General features: G+C 67.7%; 25 protein-coding genes and 2 tRNA genes. 20 read left to right on the top strand and 7 right to left on the bottom strand.

All coding sequences use genetic code 11. The features are described from left to right. Nucleotides 1-210: 210 nt before the first annotated feature. The 5 genes from gspD to gspM are packed head-to-tail and all read left to right on the top strand — an operon-like array spanning nucleotide 211 to nucleotide 5,949. Complete coding sequence (gene gspD, locus C7I55_RS10845) at nucleotides 211-2,382, top strand: type II secretion system secretin GspD (protein WP_106512932.1); 2,172 nt, start codon at nucleotides 211-213, stop codon at nucleotides 2,380-2,382. Beyond that, the gene (locus tag C7I55_RS10840) at nucleotides 2,379-3,890 is read left to right on the top strand and encodes a GspE/PulE family protein (protein ID WP_106512931.1); all 1,512 of its coding nucleotides are present in this window, start codon (nucleotides 2,379-2,381) and stop codon (nucleotides 3,888-3,890) included. Before gspD ends, C7I55_RS10840 begins: the two co-directional genes overlap by 4 nt. Continuing rightward, on the top strand, nucleotides 3,880-4,299 hold the full coding sequence (gene gspG, locus C7I55_RS10835) for a type II secretion system major pseudopilin GspG (RefSeq protein ID WP_106512930.1): 420 nt from the start codon (nucleotides 3,880-3,882) through the stop codon (nucleotides 4,297-4,299). The genes C7I55_RS10840 and gspG overlap by 11 nt, the downstream gene beginning before the upstream one ends. Beyond that, entirely contained in the window at nucleotides 4,271-5,488 is a 1,218-nt protein-coding gene (gene gspL / locus C7I55_RS10830; protein ID WP_158266379.1) for a type II secretion system protein GspL, read from the top strand. Before gspG ends, gspL begins: the two co-directional genes overlap by 29 nt. Continuing rightward, nucleotides 5,485-5,949 (top strand): type II secretion system protein GspM, encoded by a 465-nt coding sequence (gene gspM / locus C7I55_RS10825; RefSeq protein ID WP_158266378.1) that lies wholly within the window; start codon nucleotides 5,485-5,487, stop codon nucleotides 5,947-5,949. The genes gspL and gspM overlap by 4 nt, the downstream gene beginning before the upstream one ends. Here the strand turns inward: gspM and C7I55_RS10820 are convergent. Next, entirely contained in the window at nucleotides 5,915-7,291 is a 1,377-nt protein-coding gene (locus C7I55_RS10820; protein ID WP_158266377.1) for a M23 family metallopeptidase, read from the bottom strand. The genes gspM and C7I55_RS10820 overlap by 35 nt on opposite strands. Before the next feature lie 214 nt (nucleotides 7,292-7,505). On the opposite strand from C7I55_RS10820, the gene gspF reads away from it, so the two are divergent. The 9 genes from gspF (at nucleotide 7,506) to C7I55_RS10775 (ending at nucleotide 13,639) form a co-directional block, all read left to right on the top strand. Continuing rightward, nucleotides 7,506-8,732: a type II secretion system inner membrane protein GspF gene (gene gspF / locus C7I55_RS10815; RefSeq protein WP_106512926.1), complete on the top strand. Its 1,227-nt coding sequence runs from the start codon at nucleotides 7,506-7,508 to the stop codon at nucleotides 8,730-8,732. After that, entirely contained in the window at nucleotides 8,732-9,181 is a 450-nt protein-coding gene (locus C7I55_RS10810) for a GspH/FimT family pseudopilin (protein ID WP_106512925.1), read from the top strand. Before gspF ends, C7I55_RS10810 begins: the two co-directional genes overlap by 1 nt. After that, nucleotides 9,168-9,536, top strand: coding sequence for a type II secretion system minor pseudopilin GspI (gspI, locus tag C7I55_RS10805; RefSeq protein WP_106512924.1), 369 nt, complete (start codon nucleotides 9,168-9,170; stop codon nucleotides 9,534-9,536). Before C7I55_RS10810 ends, gspI begins: the two co-directional genes overlap by 14 nt. Further along, nucleotides 9,536-10,108 (top strand): type II secretion system minor pseudopilin GspJ, encoded by a 573-nt coding sequence (gspJ, locus tag C7I55_RS10800; RefSeq protein ID WP_106512923.1) that lies wholly within the window; start codon nucleotides 9,536-9,538, stop codon nucleotides 10,106-10,108. The genes gspI and gspJ overlap by 1 nt, the downstream gene beginning before the upstream one ends. Continuing rightward, nucleotides 10,105-11,079 carry a type II secretion system minor pseudopilin GspK gene (gene gspK / locus C7I55_RS10795; protein ID WP_106512922.1) on the top strand — a complete coding sequence of 325 codons (975 nt, stop codon included), beginning with the start codon at nucleotides 10,105-10,107 and terminating at the stop codon, nucleotides 11,077-11,079. The genes gspJ and gspK overlap by 4 nt, the downstream gene beginning before the upstream one ends. Further along, on the top strand, nucleotides 11,076-11,822 hold the full coding sequence (locus C7I55_RS10790) for a prepilin peptidase (protein WP_106512921.1): 747 nt from the start codon (nucleotides 11,076-11,078) through the stop codon (nucleotides 11,820-11,822). Before gspK ends, C7I55_RS10790 begins: the two co-directional genes overlap by 4 nt. A gap of 16 nt (nucleotides 11,823-11,838) precedes the next feature. Further along, nucleotides 11,839-12,414 carry a type II secretion system protein N gene (locus tag C7I55_RS10785; protein WP_106512920.1) on the top strand — a complete coding sequence of 192 codons (576 nt, stop codon included), beginning with the start codon at nucleotides 11,839-11,841 and terminating at the stop codon, nucleotides 12,412-12,414. Continuing rightward, entirely contained in the window at nucleotides 12,411-13,028 is a 618-nt protein-coding gene (gene gspN / locus C7I55_RS10780) for a type II secretion system protein N (protein WP_106512919.1), read from the top strand. Before C7I55_RS10785 ends, gspN begins: the two co-directional genes overlap by 4 nt. 236 nt (nucleotides 13,029-13,264) lie before the next feature. Then, nucleotides 13,265-13,639 (top strand): UrcA family protein, encoded by a 375-nt coding sequence (locus C7I55_RS10775; RefSeq protein WP_106512918.1) that lies wholly within the window; start codon nucleotides 13,265-13,267, stop codon nucleotides 13,637-13,639. Between the two features lie 322 nt (nucleotides 13,640-13,961). On the opposite strand, the gene C7I55_RS10770 is transcribed toward C7I55_RS10775, so the two are convergent. Together C7I55_RS10770 and C7I55_RS10765 are read right to left on the bottom strand one after the other, a co-directional pair. After that, nucleotides 13,962-14,037, bottom strand: a tRNA-Ala gene (locus tag C7I55_RS10770). A gap of 97 nt (nucleotides 14,038-14,134) precedes the next feature. Then, nucleotides 14,135-14,458: a TIGR02300 family protein gene (locus C7I55_RS10765; protein ID WP_106512917.1), complete on the bottom strand. Its 324-nt coding sequence runs from the start codon at nucleotides 14,456-14,458 to the stop codon at nucleotides 14,135-14,137. Between the two features lie 112 nt (nucleotides 14,459-14,570). Between C7I55_RS10765 and aroA the strand changes: the two genes are divergently transcribed. Together aroA and cmk are read left to right on the top strand one after the other, a co-directional pair. Further along, entirely contained in the window at nucleotides 14,571-15,896 is a 1,326-nt protein-coding gene (gene aroA / locus C7I55_RS10760) for a 3-phosphoshikimate 1-carboxyvinyltransferase (protein ID WP_106512916.1), read from the top strand. Further along, complete coding sequence (gene cmk, locus C7I55_RS10755) at nucleotides 15,893-16,519, top strand: (d)CMP kinase (RefSeq protein ID WP_106512915.1); 627 nt, start codon at nucleotides 15,893-15,895, stop codon at nucleotides 16,517-16,519. Before aroA ends, cmk begins: the two co-directional genes overlap by 4 nt. Nucleotide 16,520: 1 nt before the next feature. Here cmk and C7I55_RS10750 read toward each other — a convergent pair whose 3' ends face one another. Genes C7I55_RS10750 through C7I55_RS10735 form a run of 4 tightly spaced genes read right to left on the bottom strand, consistent with a single transcriptional unit; the run spans nucleotide 16,521 to nucleotide 20,633 of the window. Beyond that, the gene (locus tag C7I55_RS10750; protein ID WP_106512914.1) at nucleotides 16,521-17,837 is read right to left on the bottom strand and encodes an ABC transporter substrate-binding protein; all 1,317 of its coding nucleotides are present in this window, start codon (nucleotides 17,835-17,837) and stop codon (nucleotides 16,521-16,523) included. Then, the gene (locus C7I55_RS10745) at nucleotides 17,834-18,667 is read right to left on the bottom strand and encodes a carbohydrate ABC transporter permease (protein WP_233222155.1); all 834 of its coding nucleotides are present in this window, start codon (nucleotides 18,665-18,667) and stop codon (nucleotides 17,834-17,836) included. The genes C7I55_RS10750 and C7I55_RS10745 overlap by 4 nt, the downstream gene beginning before the upstream one ends. After that, nucleotides 18,664-19,536 carry a carbohydrate ABC transporter permease gene (locus tag C7I55_RS10740; RefSeq protein WP_106512913.1) on the bottom strand — a complete coding sequence of 291 codons (873 nt, stop codon included), beginning with the start codon at nucleotides 19,534-19,536 and terminating at the stop codon, nucleotides 18,664-18,666. Before C7I55_RS10740 ends, C7I55_RS10745 begins: the two co-directional genes overlap by 4 nt. Continuing rightward, nucleotides 19,536-20,633 (bottom strand): ABC transporter ATP-binding protein, encoded by a 1,098-nt coding sequence (locus C7I55_RS10735; protein ID WP_106512912.1) that lies wholly within the window; start codon nucleotides 20,631-20,633, stop codon nucleotides 19,536-19,538. The genes C7I55_RS10740 and C7I55_RS10735 overlap by 1 nt, the downstream gene beginning before the upstream one ends. A 93-nt stretch (nucleotides 20,634-20,726) precedes the next feature. Between C7I55_RS10735 and rpsA the strand changes: the two genes are divergently transcribed. The 4 genes from rpsA (at nucleotide 20,727) to C7I55_RS29470 (ending at nucleotide 24,050) form a co-directional block, all read left to right on the top strand. Next, on the top strand, nucleotides 20,727-22,724 hold the full coding sequence (gene rpsA / locus C7I55_RS10730) for a 30S ribosomal protein S1 (RefSeq protein ID WP_332888419.1): 1,998 nt from the start codon (nucleotides 20,727-20,729) through the stop codon (nucleotides 22,722-22,724). 316 nt (nucleotides 22,725-23,040) lie between these two features. Next, entirely contained in the window at nucleotides 23,041-23,340 is a 300-nt protein-coding gene (locus C7I55_RS10725; RefSeq protein ID WP_106512911.1) for an integration host factor subunit beta, read from the top strand. An 87-nt stretch (nucleotides 23,341-23,427) separates the two neighbouring features. After that, a tRNA-Leu gene (locus tag C7I55_RS10720) sits at nucleotides 23,428-23,514 on the top strand. A gap of 329 nt (nucleotides 23,515-23,843) precedes the next feature. Then, nucleotides 23,844-24,050 (top strand): DUF5684 domain-containing protein, encoded by a 207-nt coding sequence (locus C7I55_RS29470; RefSeq protein ID WP_106512910.1) that lies wholly within the window; start codon nucleotides 23,844-23,846, stop codon nucleotides 24,048-24,050. Nucleotides 24,051-24,088 lie beyond the last annotated feature (38 nt).

The following is a 24,088-nucleotide window of genomic DNA, read 5'->3' as shown; positions in this document are numbered from 1 at the left end:
ATTGCGTCGATCGGAACCGTCTCGGTCCGAGGGCCCCAAGTCTCTCCCCGACCAACGGGGAGATTCGAGAGGGCGCAACAAGGTCCCCCCCTGGTGGCGGAGCGCTCGGCGCCTCCGCCACCCTTTGTTTCAAGGCCCACATCGGCACCGAAACAAATCCGTCACAAAAGCACAAAGATGCCGTCATCTACGGCCTGTAGCCCGAACGTCATGAACTCGATTCCCCGTTCGAATTCCTCCCGCCGCCGGCTGCTGCGGCTGACTGCCGCAGTTTGCCTGTTCGCGCTGTCGCCGGCCGCTCCGGCCTGGGCGCAGTACAGCGTCAATTTCCGCGAGGCCGACATCCGCGCGTTCGTCGAAGATGCCGCGCGGGTCACCGGCCGCACCTTCATCGTCGATCCCGCAGTGCAGGGCAAAGTCTCGGTGGTCACCCAGCGGCCGCTGTCGAAATCCGAATATTTCGAACTGTTCCTGTCGACCTTGCGGTCGAACGGCCTGATCGCGGTGCCGACCGCGGGCGGCGGTCTGCGCATCCAGCCGGCAGCGAACGGCGCGACCGCGCCGAGCCGTATCGGCGGACGCGGCAGCCCGAACAGCTTCGTCACCGAGATCTTCCGACCGCGCCATATCGAGGGTGCTGCAGCGCTCGAGACGCTGCGGCCGCTGGTCAGCCGCGAAGGCTCGATTACCGCTACCCGCAATTCGATCGTCGTCGCCGACTATCGCGACAATGTCTCGCGGATCCGCCAGGTTCTCGCCGGCATCGACCGCGACACCAGCAACTCGCGCATCGTCGCGCTTCAGAATGCCGGCGCGCGCGAGATTGCCGCGTCTTTGAACACCCTGATGGGCAACGGCCAGGCGGCGAATGGCGGCGGCGCCGCGATCGTGCCCGTCGACAGCTCAAACGCGATCGCGATCCGCGGCGACGGCGCGACCGTCGCCCGTCTCGCCGCGATGGCCGCCGAGCTCGATCAGCGCGCCGCGGCAGGCAACGAGGTGCGAGTCATCTTCCTCGAACATGCCGACGCCGCGCAGTTGCTGCCGGTGCTGCAGCAACTGCTCGGCCAGCCCGCCAGCCCGGCACCGCAGCCGGCCGGGCTCAGCGCCGGCTCGAGCATCATGGACGCGCGCGGGCCCCAGCAGGGTCAAACGCGACCGGCCGTGCAAAGCGCGCCGCTGCCGACGTCCGAGGTCACACAGAGCGGCAACGGCGTGTTCGGCGGTCGCAATGCCGTGGTCACGCGGTTCGAGGGCGCCAACGCGATCATCATCGCCGCGCCCAAGGACATCCAGCGCAGCCTCGGCGAAGTCGTCCGGCAGCTCGACACCCGCCGCGAGCAGGTGCTGGTCGAAGCGATCATCGTCGAAATCTCCGATCAGGCGGCCAAGCAGCTCGGCGTCCAGTTGCTGATGGCCGGGCTCAAGGGCAGCAACATTCCGTTCGCGGTCACCAATTATTCGAACGCAAACCCGAACATCCTGACCGTTGCAGGCGCAGTCGCCGCGGAGAAGCTCAGGACCACGACGACCACCGTCAACGGCGAGGTCGTGACCACCACCCAAAGCTCCACCGTCGCCGATACGCTGCAGGAGGCGGCCGTCAATTCACTGCTCGGGGCCAATGGCGGGCTCACCGGCTTTGCCATCCGCAGCGGCAACGCCATCTTCGGCGCGATCGTCAACGCAGTGAAAGCGGACACGCGGTCCAACATCCTGTCGACGCCGTCGATCATGACGCTCGACAATCAGGAGGCGCGGATCCTGGTCGGGCAGGAAGTGCCGGTTACCACCGGCGAAACGTTGAGCCAGAATTTCGACAACCAGTTCCGCACGGTGCAGCGCCAGAATGTCGGCATCAGCCTGGAGGTCAAGCCGCAGATCAATGCCGGCGGGACGATCAAGATGGCGCTTCGCCAGGAAGTCAGCTCGATCGCCGGACCGGTCGCCCGCAACTCGACCGACCTCATCCTCAACAAGCGTCAGCTCGAGACCACGATCACGGTCGACGACGGCGAGATCGTCGGCATCGGCGGCCTGCTCGACGACAATGATCGCAAGACGATCGAGGCAATCCCGTTCCTCAGCGATCTGCCGGTGCTCGGCGCCCTGTTCCGATCGAAGAGCCGGGCACGGACCAAGACCAATCTGATGGTGTTCATCCGGCCGACCATCCTTCGATCCGCGGAGGACGCCCGCGCCGTGTCCGCGCAACGTTACGGCTACATCCGCGACCGCCAGGCCCAATTCCATCCCAACGAGGAACCGACCATCGACGAGCTCGTCCGCGACTATCTTGGCGCCGCGCCGCCGCAGCTTCCTGTCCCGCCGATCGCCGAGCCGGCGACGCTGCCCTCTCCGGCGCAGGGGGACGTCCGATGAGCCGGGAGACCGAGCCAGCGGCGCTCCCGGCCTTGCCGCTCAACATCCCGTTCGCGTTCGCGCGCAAGTTCGGCGTCGCATTGCTCGGTGCCGAAGACGGCCATCTTGCCGTCGCCATGCGTCAGGGTGCCGATCCGCGGGTGCTGATCGAAATGCGCCGCTTCCTGGCACGACCGTTCGACGTTCGATTCACCGCCGTCGACCAGTTCGATCGCCTGCTCGCCGAACGCTATTCCCTGGACGGCCAGGGCACGGCCGACGTCGCGGACTCGCTGGGTTTCGGCGACGAGCTCAGCCATCTTGCCGGCGACATTCCGACGGCAGAGGATCTGCTCGACAGCGCCGACGATGCGCCCGCGATCCGGCTGATCAACGGCATCATCGCCGATGCCGCGCGCCAGGGCGTGTCCGACATTCACATCGAGCCTTATGAAAGCGGCCTCACCATCCGCATGCGAGTCGACGGCGTGCTACGCGAGACTCTGCGCATGCCGGCCCATGTCGCGCCGGTGGTGGTCAGCCGCATCAAGGTAATGGCGCGGCTCGACATCGCCGAGCGGCGGGTGCCGCAGGACGGTCGTATCGGCCTCACCCTCGCCGGTAAATTGCTCGACGTCCGCGTCTCGACGCTGCCGAGCCGCGCCGGCGAGCGGGTCGTTCTCCGGATTCTCGACAAGACCACGGCCGGCATCGATCTCGACGTGCTCGGCATGCCGCCTGCGGTCGACAAGATCTACCGCGAGGCGCTTGCCGAACCCAACGGCATCGTCCTCGTCACCGGGCCGACCGGATCGGGCAAGACGACCACCCTCTATGCCGGGCTGCGGCTGCTCAACGACGGCACCCGCAATGTGCTGACCGTCGAGGATCCCGTGGAATATGCGGTCGACGGTATCGGCCAGACCCAGGTCAATCCCAAGGTCGGCCTGAGCTTCGCGGCGGGCCTCCGCGCAATCCTCCGCCAGGACCCGGACGTAGTGATGGTCGGCGAGATCCGCGACCGCGAGACCGCCGACATCGCGGTGCAGGCCTCGCTCACCGGGCACGTCGTCCTTTCCACCGTCCACACCAACGACGCGGTCGGGGCGATCACCCGGATGCGGGACATGAAGATCGAGCCGTTCCTGCTCGCCTCGACCTTGCGGGCGGTGATCGCACAGCGGCTGGTGCGCCGGCTCTGCCCGGACTGCCGGGAGCCGGTGCAGGCGGACAAGTCGCTCGCCGCCCTGCTCGGCTTCGAGCCCGGGACGATCATCTATCGCGCCGTCGGCTGCCACAGCTGCGGCAATGCCGGCTTCAAGGGCCGGATCGGGGTGTTCGAAGCGGTACGCATCGACGATGCAATCCGCCGCCTGATCAACGCCGCCGGGGACGAGGCAGTGATCGCCAGCCACGCCTTCCGCAATTTCCAGAATCTCGCCTCGGCCGCGCGCACCCTGGTTCTCCAGGGCGTGACCACGGCGGAGGAGGCGATCCGCATCTCGAGGACGAGCGTCGATGAAGATTGAATATGCCCCTCGCCGGCGCCCGGCTCCGTCGGAGGCAGGCTTCACTCTGGTCGAGCTGATGGTGGTGATCGTGATCATCGGACTGCTGGCGACGGTGGTGATCATCAACGTCATGCCGGCCACCGACAAGGCGGCGCTGACCAAGGCCAAGGCCGACATCGCGACCCTGGAGCAGGGCGTCGAGATGTTCCGGCTCAACAACCTCCAATATCCGACCGCGCAGCAAGGCCTGAAGGCAGTCGTCGACCAAGGCTATGTGAAGCGCCTGCCCAACGACCCCTGGGGGAACGGCTATCGCTACACCGCACCGGGCAGAAACGGACGCGCGTTCGAGATCATCAGCCTGGGCGGCGATGGCAAGGAAGGGGGCGAAGGCCAGAATGCCGATATCAGCAGCGCAGAGCTCTGACGCTGCCGATCGCCTCGCCGGCGCGCCTCTGGTGCGGTCGCGCGGTGGGCCGGGCAGTGACGCGCCGTCGATTGACGCGCCGAGTACCGACAGGCCGGGCAGCGACGGGGCGCGCCTGACCCCGCGCGTGATCGCGTTCGTCGAAGCCAACGGGATCGGGCGCTTCGCGGCGATCGACGAGGCGGGGACCTTCTCTCCTGTCGCACGGCCGGACGATATCCGGGACTGTATCGTGGTGGTTCCGGCCGACCAGGTCGCGCTGCACTGGGTCGAGCTTCCGGACGGCCTTGCGCCGGCGCAGGCCCTGGCCGCAGCCAGGCTGATGGTCGCCGAGCTCTCGGCCGAACCGATCGCCGCAATGCACGTCGCCCTCGGCGCGCGCTCCGAAACCGGTGCGACCTGCGTCGCTCTCGTTTCCGCCGCGACCATGGCCCACTGGCTGAGCCTGCTCGCCCAGAATGGCGTGAGCGCAAGGAGCATCGTTCCCGAGACTGCGCTGCTGCCTGCACCCGCAGACGGCCTGGTGCGGTTCGACGCCGGCGCTACCGCCCTCTGTCGCGGGCCTGACGAAGCGTTCGCGCTCGAAGCGCCAATCGCGGCTTTGGTCCTCGGCAATCGACCGGTGCGCGCACTCACACAGGCCGAATGGGAAGGCGGGATCGCGTCCGCACTGTCCGCCCCGCTGGTCGATCTGCGCCAGGGGCCATTCGCCCGTCGACGAATGCACGTCGAACGGGGATTCGTTCAGCGCGCGGCGCTGCTTGTCTTCGCCATCCTGGCCGTGACGATCGCCGCCCAATTGGTGGCCGCCTATCGCGATTCCGCGGCGTCCGGCAGGATGGAAGCCGAGGCGCGAAGCATCGCCTCTGCCGCGCTGCCGCGCGGGCGCAGCGTCGTGGACCCGCCGGCCCAGCTCAAGGCACGCTTGGCGGAGCTTGGCGGCGGCGCCGGCGGCTTCTCGGCGGAGGCATCGATGCTGTTCGCCGCGCTACGCGAGACTCCCCAGGCGTCGCTCGCCGGCCTCGGCTACCGCGACGGCGCTCTGTCGGTGACGATCGGCGCCGATGCGCCGGCAACGCTCGCCACGCTGCGCACCCGCATTCAGGCGGCCGGCTACGCGATTGCGGGGCCGCCGCCCAAGCGGAACGAGACCGGTATCGAGGTACAATGGCTGGTGAGACCGCAATGACGATGCTCACGCTTTGGAACGATCGCTCGCCGCGCGAGCGGATCATGCTCGGCGCGCTCGGATGTGTGACGGCATCGATCCTCGTCTGGCTGCTCGTACTGCGTCCGATCGCCGAAGCGCGATCGTCTGCCGCCGCCACTCGGGACCAGGCCGTGCAGGCGCTCGGGGAGACGCGCTTCTATGCGCGCGAGATTGCGAAGCTGTCCGGCGCGGCTGCGCAGGCGCGGCCGAAGAGCGCCCAGACGCTCGCCGCGACCGCCACCGCAGCCGGGCTGACGGTGAGCGGCGCCGAAGAGACAGACGGCACGTTCCGGCTTCGCTTCGACGCCGTGCCGTCGAAGAGTTTCTTCGGATGGGTCGCCGCGGTTGAAGCGCAAGGCGTGCCGGTGCGAACCATGTCCGCCGTTCCGAATGCGGCCGGCAGCCTCAAAGCCGAAGTGGCGTTTGGGGCGCCGCGCTGACCGTCTCGGCGGCGGCCGCCATTACGTGCCGCATCCGTAGACGGAAGTCGTCGAGATCCGTTCCCGACAAGCGGTGCGCACCGAAGCTGCCGATCGAGAGCGGATCGATCGCCGTGCCGCCGCGGGAGAGTTCGTAATGGAGGTGCGGGCCGGTCGAGAGACCGCTCGAGCCGACGTCGCCGAGCCTATCGCCTTGGCGGACCAAGGCGCCGGGCGCGACGGCGATCGCGCTCATGTGCGAGTAGGTGGAGACGAGGCCGCCGCCATGCTCGATGCGGACCTGCCGGCCGTACCCGCCGTGCCATCCGGCCGCGGCCACCCGGCCATCCATGGTCGCAACGATCGGGGTGCCGGAGGCGGCTCGGAAATCGACGCCCTTGTGCATCCGCCAGAAGCCGAGGATCGGGTGGAGGCGGACTCCGAAGCCGGAACTCACCGGTCCCGGCACCGGGCGCTGGATGCGGGTTTCAGCCGTTCCTGCCCCGGCCATATCGTACCATGCGGTTCGCCCGTCCGAGCCCGTCCACGGCATCAGTGCGATGCCCCCTCCGGCCGCCCGGTCCAAGCGCACGAGCAACGGCGCCCCGGAGGGCGCGGTCACCGCAAGGAAACGATCGGACGCTCGAAGGCTCGCAAGCGAGATGCGGCTTCGCAGCGCATCGACGAACGCACGGGCTGACGCCGGCGCAAGGCCGCTGTCGCGCAGCGACTGGAGAAGGTCCGCACCCACGACGCCGCGCCACCTTCGCGGACGCTCGGCGGCGGTGAGCCCTTCGGCCTCGACGGCGAACCCCGTTCTGGTTCTTGCCACCGACATCGTCGATCCTGCCGATGTCTGATAGCGTGCCGAAAGCAGCGGCCGTGCCGCCAGGAAGTTCGGCCGCTCGCCGAGGTGGACGCGCAACTGCGTGCCCGGCGCGGGATCGGTCGCGTACAGCGCGTTGCGCAAGGCCCGGCGGACCTTAGCGGCCTCCCCGGCACCGACCCCGGCGCGTGCCATCGCGCGATCGATCGGCTCGCCTGGCATGATGCCGACCAGCAAAAGACTGCCTTCGGACACCGGCGCCTCGAGGCTCGACAAGGCCGGCGCGGCTGCCGGCGTGACGGCAGATGCTGCACGCGGCAGCGGACCGACGCTCGGCCCGTCATAGGCAAGAACAATCCCGCAAGCGGTGCCTGCAAGCAGGAGCAGGGACGATGCCTGCCACAGCCGGACCTTGATCCTGTCCCGTGGACGAACCTCACCAACAGCGGCCGGCATGGCGACCACAGGCCATTTCGCGGGCGCGAAGGCGGCGACGCCTCCGCCGCCCGCCAAAGGATAGTCGTTCGCCTGGTACATGCCCGTCCCTGCCGCTGCAGCCACCCCCCTGCCCCGCCAAAATCCTAGGCGTCGCAGCGCTGGGCGATTCCGACGCCCATCAACCGGATTCCTGTGACAGTTTCGCGACGGACCCCGCAGGCCGCATGTCTCAAAAGTGCAACAAAATCGGCACCTGCCTGTCATCCCTCCTCTCTAGCCTCCCGCACATGCTGACCGACGATTCGACTGTCGCATGACGGATTTCACCTATCTGGCGCTCGATACGTCCGGGCGCGAGCGCAGGGGTGCGGTCAGCGCGCCCACCCCGGAAAGCGCGCGCGGCAAGCTCCAGGACAAGCGACTCTATGTCGTCCGGCTGGATCCCGGCCTGCCCGCCGCAGCGACTGGGCCGTTCTGGTCGCGGCCGCTGTTCCCGCGCGATCACATGCCCGCAAAGCAGCTCGCCATCTTCACCCGTCAGCTTTCCACCCTCGTCCAGGTCACGCCGCTCGAGGAAGCCCTGCGCACGCTGATCCGTCAGGCCGAACGGCCGCGGCTGCGGCGCGTGGTCGAGGCGGTTCATGCCGGCGTCGTCGAGGGTCGCCAGCTTTCCGAGGCGATGGCGCGGGAGCCGCACAGCTTCCCGCCGCTCTACCGCGCAATGATCGCCGCCGGCGAACGTTCGGGCAGCCTGCCGACCATTCTGGAGCGACTCGCGCAACTGCTCGAGCGGCAGGCGCAGGTTCGATCGAAGGTGATCAGCGCGCTCGCTTACCCGCTCGTCCTCGCGGTCGTTGCTGCTTTCGTGGTGCTTGCACTGATGATCTTCGTGGTGCCGCGCGTCGTCGAGCAGTTCGAGGATATCGGCCAGGAGCTGCCCCTGCTCACCCGCCTGGTCATCGGCGTCTCGCATCTGCTCGCGGCCTATTGGTGGGCGATCGGGCTCGCACTCGTCGCCGCCTGGTCTCTCGCCGCGCTCTCGATGCGCAGCGAGGAACGCCGCCTCCGCCGCGATGCGCTGCTGCTGCGCGTGCCATTCGCCGGACGCCTGCTTCGCGATCTTCATGCCGCACGGATGGCGCGGACCCTGGCGACCATGCTCGACAGCCGCCTTCCTCTCGTCGACGGGCTCAAGCTCACCGCTCAGACCGTTCACAATCGCGCGCTGCGGGCGGCGACGCAGAAGACGGCCGAAACGGTTCGCACCGGCGGGAGCCTGTCCGGCGCGCTCCGCCATGCCGGTGTGTTTCCGCCCCTGCTCGTCTCGCTGGCATCGAGCGGCGAGGCCAGCGGCCAGCTCGATACGATGCTGGAGCGGGCCGCCGAATATCTCGAGCGCGAGTTCGACATGTTCACCACCACCGTCCTTGCCCTGCTCGAGCCGGCGATCATCGTGGTGATGGGCGTGGTGGTGGCGGTAATCGTGCTCTCCGTGCTGCTTCCCATCCTCCAGATCGACGCCCTGGCGGGCGGCTTGTGATGAACGCCGCCCAAGCGCAGGAACGCGGTTTCACCCTCGTCGAGCTGCTCGTCGTCATGACGATATTGGGCCTCGCCTGCTCGGTTGCCGCGCTTGCGCTGCCGAAGCCCGGCAACCACGTCCGCCGCGAAGCGGAGCGGCTGGCCGCGCGGATCCACGTGGCCCAGCAACAAGCGGTGCTGCAGAACCGGCCCGTCGCGCTTCTGGTGACGACGACCGGCTATGCGTTCGAGCGCCGGACCGCGGGCGTCTGGCAGCCGATCCCCGAGCCGCCGCTCGCCCCCGAAACCTGGCAGCAGGGCACGACGATCGCGCTGCCCTCGCAGCAGGCTCGCATCCGTTTCGATGCGACTGGGATCGCCGATCCGCTTGCGATCGAGCTGCTCCGCAATGGCGAGCGGGCGATGGTGTTTGCCGATAGCCGGGGCGAGATCGATGTCGCGCACTGAGCGGGAGGCCGGATTCACCCTTGTCGAGATGCTCGTCGCTCTGGCGGTGTTCAGCATCGCCGCACTCGCGCTCGTCCGCTTGCAATCGGTCAGTCTCACCGGCACGGCGACCCTCCAGGACCAGGCGGTCGCGCAGATCGTCGCCCGCAACGTCGCCGTCGAAGCGGTCACCGATCGGCGCCCGCCGGCGCTCGGCGTCGCCCGCGGGATCAGTGCCAATGGCGGCCGGAGCTGGACCTGGATACGGCGCACTGCCCCGTCCCCCGAACCGCGCATCCTGCGCATCGACGTGATCGTCGTTGGTGCCGCCGCCCGGCCCGCGGCGCGGCTGACGATGTTCCGCAAGGCGGCGTGATGACCCGCAACGGCTTCACCCTTGTCGAACTGATGGTCGCGCTGATCATCTTCGGCCTGCTTTCGGCGGCCGGCGTGATGCTCCTGTCGGGAAGCGCGCGGGTGCAGGAAGGCGTCAAGGCGAAGCTGTCCGACACCGCCGCGCTGCGCCGAACCAGCGCCATCCTCTCCGCGGATCTCGCCCAGGCGCTGCCCCGTCCCCATCGCGATCGCGCCGGCAATGCCCTGCCCGCATTCCACGCTTCGAACGGCGCGTTCGAACTCGTCCGGTCCGGCTGGGACAATGAGGACGGTGCGCCGCGCCCCTCGATCCAGAGGGTCGAATATCGCGTCGCCGACGGCGTCCTCGAGCGCGTCGCCTGGCCGCTGGTCGACGGCGCCTCGCCGATGCCGGCGCAGCGGCTGCTCGGCCCCGCCTCAGTGCTTCGATTGCGTTTCCGCGGCGCCGACGGTGCCTGGCGCGACCGCTGGGACCCGGTCCAGCCGCAGGACCTGCCGCTCGCCGTCGAGATTGCGGTCGACATGAAGCCGCCGCTGCGAATGATCTTTCTGGTCGGGGCCGGACGCGGATGATCCCGGCCGCACAGGAACGAGGCGCCGCCCTCATCACCGTGCTGGTGCTGGTTGCGGTGATCGGCGCAATCGCCGCATCGGCGCTGGAGCGGCTGCGTTTCGCCACTGCACTCGCCGCCAATTCCTCGGCGCTCGACCAGGCGCGTGGCTATGCCGGCGGGGTCGAGATGCTGATCACCCTGCAGATCGACGATCTCCTGGCGCGCGACCCGGGCTCGGCGCCGCTCGAGATGGACCCGGCGGGCCAGGTCCGGACGATCTCCTTGCCCGAAGGCGGCGCCGTGACCGCCCGCGTTCGTGACGGCGCCACTTGCTTCAACGTCAACTCGCTCGTGCAGGGCAATGTCGCAACCGGCCTTCGCGTCCGGCCGATCGGAATCGCGCAATTCACCGGGCTGCTTCGCGTGATCGGCGTACCCGAGGGCAAGGCGCAGCAGGTTGCCGCCGCGGCGGCGGACTGGATCGACAGCGACACGAGCGCACTTCCCGGCGGCGCGGAGGATAGCGCCTACGCATCCTATCGCACGGCGAACGGCCTGTTCGTCGACGCGAGCGAGCTTCGTGCAGTCTCCGGCGTCACCGCGGAACTCTACCAGGCGGCTCGCCCCTATCTCTGCGCCCTTCCGGTCACCGATCTGTCGCCGATCAACGTCAACGGTCTCGGTCCGGATCAGGCTCCGTTGCTGGCGATGGTCTCGCCCGAGCGGATCCCTGCCGACGTCGCACGCGCGGCGATCGCGGCGCGGCCGCCGGGCGGCTGGCGCAGCGTGCAGGCCTTCTGGAACAGCCCTGCGCTCACCGACCGCTTCCCGAGCACCGAGATCGCATCGCAATTTGCGGTGCGCCCGCAATGGGTGCGGCTCGACATCGACGGCGCGATCGCCGGCACCGAACTGTTCGAGACCGCGTTGGTGGACGCCCGCCGCGCGCCCAGCCGGGTGGTGCAGCGCAGTTGGGCGCGCGGGTCATGATCGCAGCTTTGCCGCTCGCCGCCGCACTCGCGTGTGCCGGCGCGATCGTCGGCAGCTTCCTTGCCGTGCTCCTCGTTCGTTGGCCGGCCGGGGAAAGCGTGATCGCCGGACGCTCGCGCTGCGACGGGTGCCGGCGGACTTTGGGGCCGGCCGAGCTGGTGCCGCTTCTCTCCTGGATCCTCCTGCGCGGCCGCTGCCGCGGCTGCGAGACCCGCATCGACACGCGCCATGCCGCGATGGAACTCGGCGCCGTTGCGATCGGCCTGACTGCCGCAGTCGCGCACGTCTTTCCGCTCAGCGTCGTGACCGCTCTGTTCGGCTGGTGGCTGCTCATCCTTGCGGCGCTGGACGCCGAGCACCACTGGCTCCCCGACGCGCTCACCCTGCCGCTCATCCCGGTCGGGCTGGTGGTCGCCCTCTGTGACTTCGGACCGCCGCTCGAGGATCGTCTGATCGGCACGCTTGCCGGCTTCGCGATCCTGGCGCTGATCGCCTTCGCATATCGCCGGCTGCGCGGCCGCGAGGGTCTCGGCGGCGGCGATCCCAAGCTGCTCGCGGCCCTGGGCGCGTGGCTCGGCTGGCAGCAATTGCCGTTCGTCCTGCTCGGCGCCGGCCTGGTCGGACTGGCCTATCTCGCCGGCAAGGTGGCCCTCGGACGTGCGGTTTCGGGCAGTGATCCCTTGCCGCTCGGCACCTTGATGGCCCTCGCAGGCTGGCCGCTGTGGCTCGTTACCGCATCATGAATCTTCCGGAGCTTCCATGGCCAAGACGCTGAGTTTCCCGCCTTCACTCGTTGCCCAGGCCGCGCGGCTCAAGGCATGGTCCTGGCAGACTTGGGTCGAGATCGTCCTGCTGGCGGCGCTCGCCATCCAGTGCTCCGCCCTCGTCTGGGCGCTTGTCGTCCCGATCGGAGCGATCGGCGCCTGGGAGCCTCGGCTCGCTCGAACCGGCCCGGCGGATACCGCCGTGCTGCGCGAGACCGATCCCTTCTTCCGCGCGGGCGCCGCCGGCGGTGCCGTCGTCGTGACCGGGCTCGATCTGACTCTGCACGGTGTGCGGCAGGATCAGGGTGGCGGACGCGGCTCGGCGATCATCGCCACCCCCGACGGCATCCAGCACAGCTTCGCCGTCGGAGACGAGATCCTCCCCGGAGTCGTCCTGGCGGCGGTCGGCTTCGACAATGTCACCTTGGCGCGCGGCGGAACGCGGGAGCAATTGTTCATGGATCAATCCGGACCTGCCAAGGTCGTCGGCGGCCCGGCGCCCGCCCCGCTGCCAAACTCATCGCCACCCACCCCTCCGGCGGCGCCTTCCCAACCCCCGGTGCAGCAATGATCGATCGTATCGGCGCGCGGAAGGCTGCCTGGTTCACCTCTGTCTTCGGACTCGCCCTCGCCGCGACCCTGCCGATGAAGGTCGCCGCCGGCTGGGCCGCTTCGGGCGCGCCGCTCGCGGCGCGGGACGCCGAGGGCACGATCTGGAGCGGCCGCCTGGTCGACCTGCGCATGGCCGGCCTTGCGCTCGGCTCGCCTGATGCGGTCGCGCTGCCGGTCTCGCTTCCCGGCGGCGAACCTGTTTTGTCCCTCCACTGGGGCGGCGAGGACGGACTGCGCGGACGCGCCGCTTTCTCCAGCCGTGGCACCAGCGTGCGCAATCTGACCGGCAGCGTCGATCTCGCCGGCGCAGCCCCGCTTGCCGCGCTGTCCGTGCAGGATTTCCGCTTCCGCGCGCGGCAGGGGCGGTGCGGCGACGCGGCCGGGCAGATAAAGGCCAGGCTGGTCGACCGATCGGCCGCCCTCCTCGAAGGCAGAGCCCGCTGCGACGGCACTGCGCTGCTGCTTCCGCTGAGCGGAGGCGGCCGCAGCCTCACCCTCCGATGGCAGGGCGCGCAGGTCAATGCCGTGCTGCGCGGCCCAGGCGGCCTGCTATATCGCGGCCCCGCTCTTTGAGGGCCAGACGAGCTCCCCTTCTTCCAAGCTGACGCGTGGTTGTCTGCGCAGAGATTCGTCCACGTGCCTTGCCGCCGGCCTGCGCCCTGCAGTTGGTCGTCGCCACAGCGAGGTTGGTCGCGGCGCCGCCGGATTGGTCGAGCCGAAGGCGATGCTTGTCTAAGCCCGCGTGCAATGCACGAAGCGATGGCTCAATTACCAGGCTCCGGCCCGAGATCGAACCAGGGAGTACCGACATGAAGAACACGTCTCTCGTGTGCGCGCTCACCCTTTTCGGCATGGCGGCGACGCCTGTCCTTGCCGCTCCAGTAGTCGTGACGGGTCAACGCGCAATTGTCGACGACGAAGGACGCCTCGTCCGTGTGGTCAACTTCAGCGACCTCGACATCGCCACCCCGGACGGTGAACGGACGCTGATGCGGCGCGTGCGCGGGGCGGTCGGCTCCGTCTGCGCGCCGGCGGGAAATTTCGTCGCCGAAACCTCGTGCCGCAATTATGCGTGGCGGGGCGCGCGGCCGCAGCTTGCGCTTGCCCTGGAACAGGCCCGCACCAACCCGAGCCTGGCGAGCGCGACGCTCTCCACCCTGACGATCTCCGCGCCGCCGAGCTGACAGGATCGGAACGGCCCGGCGCAGGCCAGGCCGCGGAGACCCACGAGTTTCGAGCGCTTGGCGCCGGATCGATCCTGAGGATTTCCAGGATGTGCCGGTAGAGCCCGCGACAGCGTCCAGCGCAGCTGCGAAGCTGCTGCGTCGGCCCTGGGCTGATCAGACCGTGGAGCTTGCCGCGCGGCGGGGCTTCATCGCCGGCCGGCAGGAGCACTCTGATCTGCGATAAGAAGCGCCACTCCGGCGCTCAGCGCAAAGCCCTGGCGCACGCTACTCGCCGGCTTCGGACCCGGGCGGGTCATCCCGCTGCGATGTCATTGGGAAATGGTGGAGCCGAGGGGGATCGAACCCCTGACCTTCGCAATGCCATTGCGACGCTCTCCCAGCTGAGCTACGGCCCCTAACCTTTTTGAAGCGCCGGCGTCTGGACCGCCGGGCTGGTGGCGCCGCCTTTAGAAGAGGCCGGCGGCGCCCGTCAAGCCGGTTAAAACGAGATCTTCAAACCTCGTCTTCGTCGTCGCCTGCGCCGGGCACGCCGATATCATCGTCGCCGCCGAGATCGACCTCGTCGTCCGGATTCTCCTCGGCATCGTCATCGATCTCGAGATCCTCGGCCGCGAGATCCACGTCCTCCTTCTCATCGAGATCGACGGCCTTCTTCGGCGCGTCGAACGGTAGCGGCTGCTTCGACTTGAGCACCGGCTCCGGATCCCAGGCGACGCCGCACTGAATGCAGGTCACCGGATCTTCCTTGCCGAGATCATAGAAACGGGTGCCGCATTTCGGGCAGGTCCGCTTCGTGCCCCATTCAGCCTTCACCATCGGTGAGAAGTCTCCACTGAAAATTGAAAAAGCGGCCCTCGCGCGAATGGCGCTGGCCGTGTTGTGCTGCGCCTTGCCACATGGGTAGGCCGCTGTCAAAAGCCAAGCCGCCATGCATCATGAAGATCCCCAGCCGATGGAATTCGGCCCCCTTGGTCCGCTGAAAGGCGCCGCCACCGTCCCCGGCGACAAGTCGATTTCGCACCGCGCCCTGATGTTTTCCGCGCTCGCCCGCGGCCGCAGCCGCATCGAGGGCCTGTCGGGCGGCGGCGACGTGATGTCGACCGCGGCCGCGATGCGCGCGATGGGCGCGACGATCGAACGCGCCGCCGACGGCGCCTGGGAGGTCGACGGCGTCGGCACAGGCTGCCTGCTCCAGCCGGCGAACGCGCTCGACATGGGCAATAGCGGCACCTCCACCCGCCTGCTGATGGGCCTCGTCGCCAGCCATCCGATCACCGTCACCTTCGTCGGCGACGCATCGCTGTCGAAGCGGCCGATGAACCGGGTTATCGAACCGCTGAGCCGGATCGGCGCGGAGTTCACCGCCGCTCCGGGCGGACGCCTCCCCCTCACGGTTCGCGGCATCTGCCCGGCGACGCCCGCCAGCCATGTTCTGAAGGTCGCCTCCGCCCAGGTCAAATCGGCCCTGCTGCTCGCGGGGCTCAACACGCCCGGCGAAACCCGGGTGTTCGAACCGATCCCGACCCGCGATCACAGCGAGCGCATGCTCCGCCATTTCGGCGTCGACGTGCGGGTCGGAGAGCACGATGGCGGCCGCGACATCCGCCTGATGGGCGAGGCGGAGCTCCAGGCGCGCGCGGTCAAGGTGCCCGGCGACCCCTCTTCCGCCGCCTTCCTCGCCGCCGCCGCGCTGATCGTTCCCGGATCCGACGTGCTGATCCAGGGCGTGTCGATCAATCCGCTCCGCGCCGGCCTGTTCGAATTGCTCCAGCTGATGGGCGGCGATCTCGTGTTCGAAAATGCCAGGGATGCCGACGGCGAGCCGGTCGCCGATATCCGCGTCCGCCACTCGAAGCTGCGCGCCGTCACCGTGCCCGATCGCCTTGTCCCGTCGATGATCGACGAATTCCCGATCTGGTTCGTCACCGCAGCCTTCGCCGACGGCACCAGCCGCGCCGAGGGGCTGGGCGAGCTCCGGGTCAAGGAATCGGACCGCATCGCCGCGATGGCCGCCGGCCTGGCGGCAATCGGCGTTCGCGCGGAGGAGAGCCCGGAAGGCCTCGCCATCGAGGGCAATGGCGGCACGCCGGTGCGCGGCGGCGGCACCATTGCCTCGCAGCTCGATCACCGGATCGCGATGAGCTTCGCGATCGCCGGGCTTCACGCCGATCAGCCGATCGGAATCGACGACATGGCGCCGGTCGCGACCAGCTTCCCGCCGTTCCGCGAAACAATCGAGAGCCTGGCGGCATGATCGTTGCCGTCGACGGCCCGGCGGCCAGCGGCAAGGGCACGATCGCGCGTGCCATCGCCCGCCATTACGGCCTGCCCCATCTCGACACCGGCTTGCTCTATCGCGCCGCCGGGCTCGCCTTGCTGCGCGGCGGCGGCGATCCGTCCGACGAAGTACAGGCGGTCGCAGCATGCGCGCTGACCGGCGTGGACTTCGCCGATCCCGAGTTGAAGAGCGAGGCGGCAGGCGGAATCGCCTCGCAAATCTCCGCCTATCCCGGGGTGCGCGCCGCGTTGATCGAGCGGCAGCGAGTTTTTGCCGCACAGCCCGGCGGTGCCGTTCTCGACGGGCGCGACATCGGGACGGTGATCGCGCCCGCAGCGGACGCGAAACTGTTCGTCACCGCCGCGCCCGAAGTGCGCGCGCGGCGTCGCTTCGATGAGCTCGAACGGCTCGGCATGAAGTTGCCCTTCGCCGAGGTGCTCGCCGATATCGAAGCGCGCGATGCGCGCGATCGCAGCCGCGCCGCGGCACCATTGACCATGGCCGGGGATGCCCATCTGGTCGACACCAGCGGGCTTGGGGTCGACGAGGCGATCGCGCGGGCACTGGACGCGGTGCGCGCGCGCCTGGGAGAACGCTGACCTATTGCTGCTGGGCGAGCAGCTCGTTCACCCGCCGCTCCGCATCCGCCAACGCGGCATCGATTGGCTTCGTACCCGCAATCGCCGCGGCGATTTCTTCCCCAACCAGCCCTTCGATCGCGCCCTGCCGGCGAACCATGCCGGGCAGCGGCGCGCCAATCCGGGCGAGCGGGGCGATGTCGGTCCGGTGCGGCAGAGCGGCGAAGCGCGGGCTGTCGATTACCGCTTTGAACGCAGGAAGATGGCCGGTCCGCGACCAATCGAAATCGTGCGCAGCCATGAACCGGAACAGCCGCACGAGCGCGCGGCGCTGCGCCGGGGTACGGCTGCGCTTCGGCATCACCCAGGCATGGCCGTCGACATAGGCGGCCGCGTGGCCCCACAGGCGCGGATAGGGAAAGACGGCATAAGCATCGTGGAGCGGCCGCCCCTTGGTTGTCGCCTCCTGCTCGAAGGGGCCGATCATCCACGTCCCCGTCGGGAACACGCCGCCATCGCCGTCCAGGAAGCTGCCGATCGCCGCCGGATTGTCCTGGTTGCGGGTGGTAAGCCCTTCCGCCTCGAGCGTGCGGAACAGTTGCAGGATTCGTCTCGCCTCGGGCGTCCGCAGGCGGATGTGCTGGGCATCCGGGAACAAGGCGACGTCCTGCGCGAGCAGGAAGGAATAAAGGTTGCGGACATGAGTGGCGGGGTCGTTGACCTGCGACTGAATGAAATAGGGTTTCCCCGTCGCCGCCTTGAATCGCCGCGCCTGTTTGAGCAGCTCCTCGGCAGAACCGGGCAGGATCGGCCTGCCGTCGCGCATCAGCCCCGCCTTCGCGAAAAGCCGCGTGTTGACATGGTAGAGCCCGCCGACCGTATCCCACGGCAGCCCGTAAACGGCCCCGTTCCTGGTCACGCCGCGCCGCGCCGCCTCGGTGAAGTCCTGTGGACGGATCCCCGCCTCCGCAAGAATCGAGTCCAACGGCTCAAGCAGGCCGCGCGATTGATAATCGGAAATGACGCTCTGATGCATGGTGACGAGATCGGGCGGGTCGCCCGCCGCCATCTGCGCCGCAAGCTGGGCGTAGCCGGGCCAGGCGACGACGTTGACGTCGAAGCCGACGTCCCTATTCTCCGCCTTGAAAGCATTGAACAATGCGGTAACGATCCCGCATTCTCCTTTGGCGGCGCCGACATCGGTCAGGGCCCCGTAGACGGCACCGCACTCCCCGAAGAAGCGCTGGACGTAGATGTCCGACCGATCCTCGCTCTGGCCGCAGCTGGCAAGCACAAGCGTCGCGGCCGCCGCCAGGCCGATGCCGGCGCGGCGCCTCACCGTGCGGCGGTGCCGGCCATCGCCCGCACGATCTGCTTCTGAAACACGACGTAGACGATCAGGATCGGCACCGACGCGAACACCGCCTGCGCCATCAGGAAGCCCAATCCGCTGGTCTGCGCGTAATTCATCTGCGACGAGGCGAGCCCGATGGTGAGGGTGAAGCGATCGCTGCGGGTGGCAGAGATGAGCGGCCACCAATAATCGTTCCACGATCCCAGAAAGGTGAACACGCCGAGCGTCGCCTGCGCCGGCCAGGTCAATGGCAGCAGCACCTTCCAGAAGATCGTCAGCCGCGACGCGCCGTCGAGCATCGCCGCTTCGTCCAGCTCCTTCGGGATTGCCCGAAAATATTGGGTCATGAAGAACACCCCAAACGGGCCGACCAGGCCCGGCAGGATCAGGCCGGGATAGCTGTTGTGGAGGCCGAGCCAGGCGAAGAGCTGGTGGCGGGGCAGGATCACCGCCTGCTCCGGAACCGCGAGGCCGAGCAGCACGAACACGAAGAGGGTCCGACGGAACGGGAAATCGAGCCGCGCGAAACCGTATCCGGCGAGCGATGCGAGGATCAGCACGCCGATCGTGGTCCCGAGCGAGACGATCAAGCTGTTGACCAGCCAGCGCACGAGCGATGAGCCCTGAAGGATCGCCGCGTAATTTTCGAGCGTGTAGGGCGCCGAAAAGGCGGTGCCGCTGTCGCGCATCAAGTCCGCATTGGGCTTGAACGACAGCAGCAGCGTCCACAACAAGGGCGCGGCCATGATCGCGGCACCGAGGATGACGAGCATCAAGGCGACCGGCGAAAGCCGAGGCGCGGCGGCGGCGCTCACTGGTCCTCGCGCGGGCGCACCGCCCAATATTGCAGCAGGGTCGCGGCGAGCACCAGCATGAACAGGATTTCGGCGGCAGCCGAGGCGTAACCGAGCTCCCAGCGCACGAACGCGACCTCGTAGATGAACAGCACCATCGGGCGCGAAGCGCCGCTCGGCCCGCCGGCGGTCAGCAATTGCGCCTGTCCGAACAGCTGAAGCTGCGCGGCGGTCTGCAGCATCACCACCAGGATCAGGGTCCGCCGCAGCGATGGCAAGGTGATCCGCCGGAAGCGGGTCCACGCCCCTGCCTTGTCCAGGGCTGCGGCTTCATAGATGTCCTGGGGAATCTGCTGGAGCCCGGCGAGGAACAGCATCATCGGCAGCCCGATCGACCACCAGATGGTGGTGATGGCGAGCGCCGGGATGGTGAGATCGGGATCGCTGAGGAACGGGATCGGCGCCCGGCCGCTCGCCTCCAGGATCTCGGCGACGAGGCCCGCATCCGGCGTGAGGATGAAGCGCCAGATCAGGGTCACGATCGTTACCGAAAGCACGGAAGACGAGAAGAACAGGCCCCGCAACCAGGCCGCTGCGACAGTGCCGCGGTTGAGCGCAAGCGCGAGGCCGAGCGTGATTGCTGTCAGCGCCGGCACGATCATCAACGTGAGCAGTAGCGTGTTGCCGATCGCCTGGTGAAACACGGGGTCAACGAGCAGGCGCGCATAATTGTCGAACCCGACGAACGTGCGGGCGCCGAACAGATCCGCGCGATGGAGGCTGATGCCGATGCCCATCAGCAAGGGGCAGACGAGGATGACCACGTAGAGTGTCAGGAACGGCGCGACGAACGCGATCCCGGCAAGCCTGCGGGCGCGCGCGTCCGCCATCAGCCGGCTGCCTCGGCGTGATGGGCGGTGCCGTTCGCCGCAAACAGATGCGCCGCGGCACCGTCGATGCGAAGACCGATCGTGTCGCCGATCCTTACCCGACTGTCGCCTGCATCCTCGGCGGTGATCGGCAGGTCGCCGCCGAGGCGCGCATAGACGAAGGTGCGGTCGCCGAGGCGCTCGACGAGGTCCGCCTTGGCGGTCAGGGTCGCGGCATCGGTGGCGACAACGTGCACATGCTCCGGGCGCAGGCCGATGTCGTGCGCCGCGCCGGGATCGAGGCTGCCGCGTGGCACCCTGGTTTGGATCTCCGCGCCGTCGGCGAGCCGCACCCGCGCATGGGCGCCCTCCCCGTCCAGCAACGTGACGGGGGCCAATGTCATCGCCGGCGATCCGACGAAGCGTGCGACGAAGCTGTTCGCCGGCCGGGCGTAGATGTCCATCGGCGTGCCGACCTGCTGGATCCGGCGATCGGCCATGACGACGATCCGGTCGGCCAGCGTCATCGCCTCGGCCTGATCGTGGGTGACCATGATCACTGCCGCGTCGACCCGCTGGCGCAATTGCGCAAGCTCGACCCGGGTCCGCATCCGCAAGGCGGCGTCGAGATTCGACAGTGGCTCGTCGAGCAAGAACAGGCGCGGCTGCTTGACGATGGCGCGGCCGATTGCGACGCGCTGCCGCTGCCCGCCCGAAAGCTGGCCAGGCTTCTTCTCCAGCTGGCTTTCGATCTCGAGAACCCGGGCAGCCTCGCCCACGCGGGCGGCGATCTCCTCGCGCAGCACGCCGGCATTCCTCAGCCCGAAAGCCATATTCTCAAAGACGGTCATGTGCGGATAGAGCGCGTAATGCTGGAACACCATCGCTACGCCCCGCTCGCCGGGCGGCAACATGTCGATACGCCTGCCCTCGAGCCATACCTCGCCGCGATCCGCAGTTTCGAGACCGGCAATGATCCGCAGCAAAGTTGACTTGCCGCTACCTGATGGTCCCAGGAAGGCAACGAACTCGCGCCCCTCCATCGCCAGCGAGACGCCGTCGAGCACCGGCACGGCGCCATAGGCCTTGCCCACATCGTTCAATTCCAGGCTGGGCAAAGACCCTCTCTCTCCTGTCGGCGATTGTCGACGAGCGATGCTGCCACGTCAAGTTTAGCAGCCGGCAGGAGACGCATTTTCCGTCCAAGAAGAATGGCTTGCGGCCCCGACGCGAAGGTCCCTTGCCCCATTGCCGGCACTCCTCTATATGCGCCCCGTCCAGCGGGCCTAAGCGCCTGCGGAGTCTCGGTTTTGGATAAGCGCGTGGGGTGCGGCGAGAGGCCCGCCCTGATCGCGCTGTTTTTGCTTATCCACCCGCCGCTTCGCAAGCGCCTTGCCGCCCGCCAGGACAGCCGCACCGACATGGGGTCGTCGCGGCAGTCGGGTCAAAAGACCGTCGGAGACAACCGGCGGCCGGCAAAACAAACACGAAGGAAGACTGAAAACATGGCCACTACGGCAATGCCCAGCCGCGACGATTTCGCGGCCCTCCTCAACGAAACGCTCGGCGGCGAGAACGAAGGCTTCGAAGGCCGCGTCGTCACCGGCACCGTCACCGCGATCGAGAATGATCATGCGGTGATCGACGTTGGCCTCAAGTCGGAAGGCCGCGTTCCCCTGCGCGAGTTCGCCGCGCCCGGCCAGAAGGCCGAGCTCAACGTCGGCGACAAGGTCGAAGTCTACGTCGACCGGGTCGAGAACCACCAGGGCGAAGCTATGCTCAGCCGCGATCGCGCCCGCCGCGAAGCCGCCTGGGACAAGCTCGAAACCGAATTCACCGCCGGCAATCGCGTCGAAGGCGTCATCTTCGGCCGCGTCAAGGGCGGCTTCACCGTCGATCTCGGCGGCGCCGTCGCCTTCCTGCCGGGCAGCCAGGTCGACATTCGTCCGGTTCGCGACGTCACCCCGCTGATGGACATCCCGCAGCCCTTCCAGATCCTCAAGATGGATCGCCGCCGCGGCAACATCGTCGTGTCGCGCCGCGCCATCCTGGAAGAGACCCGCGCCGAGCAGCGTTCGGGCCTCATCCAGTCCCTCGCCGAGGGCCAGGTGGTCGAAGGCGTAGTCAAGAACATCACCGATTACGGTGCGTTCGTCGATCTTGGCGGCATCGACGGTCTGCTCCATGTCACCGACATCAGCTACAAGCGCGTCAATCATCCGTCGGAAGTCATCAACATCGGTGACACCGTCCGCGTCCAGATCATCCGCATCAACCGCGACACCCAGCGCATCAGCCTGGGCATGAAACAGCTTGAGGCGGATCCGTGGGAAGGCGCCGGCGCCAAGTATCCGGTCGGCGGCGTGTTCCGCGGCCGCGTGACCAACATCACCGAATATGGTGCGTTCGTCGAGCTGGAAGCCGGCATCGAGGGACTCGTCCACGTTTCGGAAATGAGCTGGACCAAGAAGAACGTCCATCCGGGCAAGATCGTCTCCACCTCGCAGGAAGTGGACGTCGCGGTGCTCGAGGTCGACGAGGACAAGCGTCGCATCAGCCTCGGCCTCAAGCAGGCCCAGGCCAATCCGTGGTCGGCCTTCTTCGAGCAGAACCCGGTCGGCACCGAAGTCGAGGGTGAGGTCAAGAACGCGACTGAATTCGGTCTGTTCATCGGACTCGATGGCGACGTCGACGGCATGGTCCACATGTCCGACATCGCCTGGGGCGTCACCGGCGAGGAAGCGCTCAACCTTCACCGCAAGGGCGAGACCGTCCGCGCCGTGGTTCTCGACGTCGACGTCGAGAAGGAGCGCATCAGCCTCGGCATGAAACAGCTGGAGCGCGGCGGCGTTGCCAAGGGCGGCGCTTCGGGCGGCGTCAACAAGAACGAGACCGTCACCGTCACCGTTCTCGAAGTCCGCGACGGCGGCCTCGAGGTCCAGGTCGGCGACGACGGTGCGACCGGCTTCATCAAGCGCACCGATCTCGGCCGCGACCGCGACGAGCAGCGTCCGGAGCGTTTCCAGGTGGGCCAGAAGTTCGACGCCCTGGTGATCGGTTTCGACCGTTCGAAGAAGCCGAACTTCTCGATCAAGGCGCTTCAACTCCACGAGGAGAAGCAGGCGGTTGCCCAGTACGGCTCGTCCGACTCGGGTGCATCGCTCGGCGACATCCTCGGCGAAGCGCTGAAGCTGAAGGGCGACCGCTAAGGCCCCTTTTCGGCGGCAACGCCGAAGCAGGACAAGCGGGATTTCGGCCGCTGCGGACGTTGCTGCAGCAGGCAGGTCCCTAAAACACTGAAGGGGCAGGCGGTTTCCGGACCGCCTGCCCTTTTTGCATCAATTTGCTCCGGATCCGGACAGCGACGCGCCAAAGGGACGCGAAAGCGCGACTTTTCGAGAGCTTACGCGGTTCCGGATATTGCGTTTGCGAAAGAATTCCTGTTTAACTTCGATCAGCGGTTCCGGCTGGGGTCCCGACGCCGCCCGACGACAACCGCGTGTAAAACTTATTTGGGGGAAGCCCGTGATCCGTTCCGAGCTGGTCCAGAAACTCTGCGACGACCATCCCGATCTGACGGGCAAGGAAATCGAACGCGTGGTCTCCGCGTTCTTCGATGCCGTGATCGATCAATTGCAGCATGGCGGACGTGTCGAGCTGCGCGGCTTCGGCGCCTTCTCGACGCGCGAGCGCGATGCGCGCAAGGGACGCAATCCGCGCACCGGCGACACGGTCGACGTCGACGCCAAGCGCGTGCCCTATTTCAAGCCGGGCAAGGAAATGCGCGAGCGCCTTAACCTCGGCGCGGTCCAGGCCGCCGAATAGTCAGCGCATCGGCGGGGTGCGTCACCACCGCCTTCCTACCGAAACAGCTTGCCTGTCAGTGCCGCATCGCGGCACAGGAGGGCGCGTGCGGGCGTGGCGGAACCGGTAGACGCCGGAGACTTAAAATCTTCTGCCCTTCGGGGCGTGCGGGTTCGAGTCCCGCCGTCCGCACCAAAAAGCAAAGCCGCTGCGTCGTGAGCTGATACAATCACGCCGTTGCGCCCTGCGCTCGCCGTCTCGGCCGACATGGACACTTTCATTCGTATCATTGGCGCAAGCCTGCTCAAAAATTGGGATCGCGTCAACGATGTCGGGTTCAATGGCGTGACCGTGGCGGATCAGCGCTACCACCGTCCTGCCTGCGGCTCGCGGGCAGGTGCCTCTGCGTCTCGCCTGTGCTTCGGATCTACCGTGCACGATGCTGAGCAGCGAGACGGTTGCCAAGCGGCAGCAGGTCGAGCGAGATCATCACTGCAAGAACTCGGGGAAAGGCCGCTAAACCGATGATCCTACAGATCGCACAATTAGCTCCGTCTCTGATCCTATCATCCATCGTGTTTGCGCCGTTCTACATTCTTTTTCGGCGCGCGGGTCGATCGGGCTGGTGGGCTCTGTTGGGGTTCCTTCCTCTCGTCGGTCTTCTCGTCGTCCCCTGGATGCTCGTTCTTATGAGCCGCGGGAAAGCTCAGGTACAAGACGTTTTCCGTTGAAGTTCGATTGACTCACGAAGGTCTCCGTTTTGTAAAGA

The sequence above is a fragment of the Allosphingosinicella deserti genome, assembly GCF_003012735.1.
GTDB classification, from domain to species: Bacteria; Pseudomonadota; Alphaproteobacteria; order Sphingomonadales; family Sphingomonadaceae; genus Allosphingosinicella; species Allosphingosinicella deserti.
The sequence above is the reverse complement of the archived record's forward strand: the minus strand, read 5'-3'. Positions and strand labels throughout refer to the sequence as shown.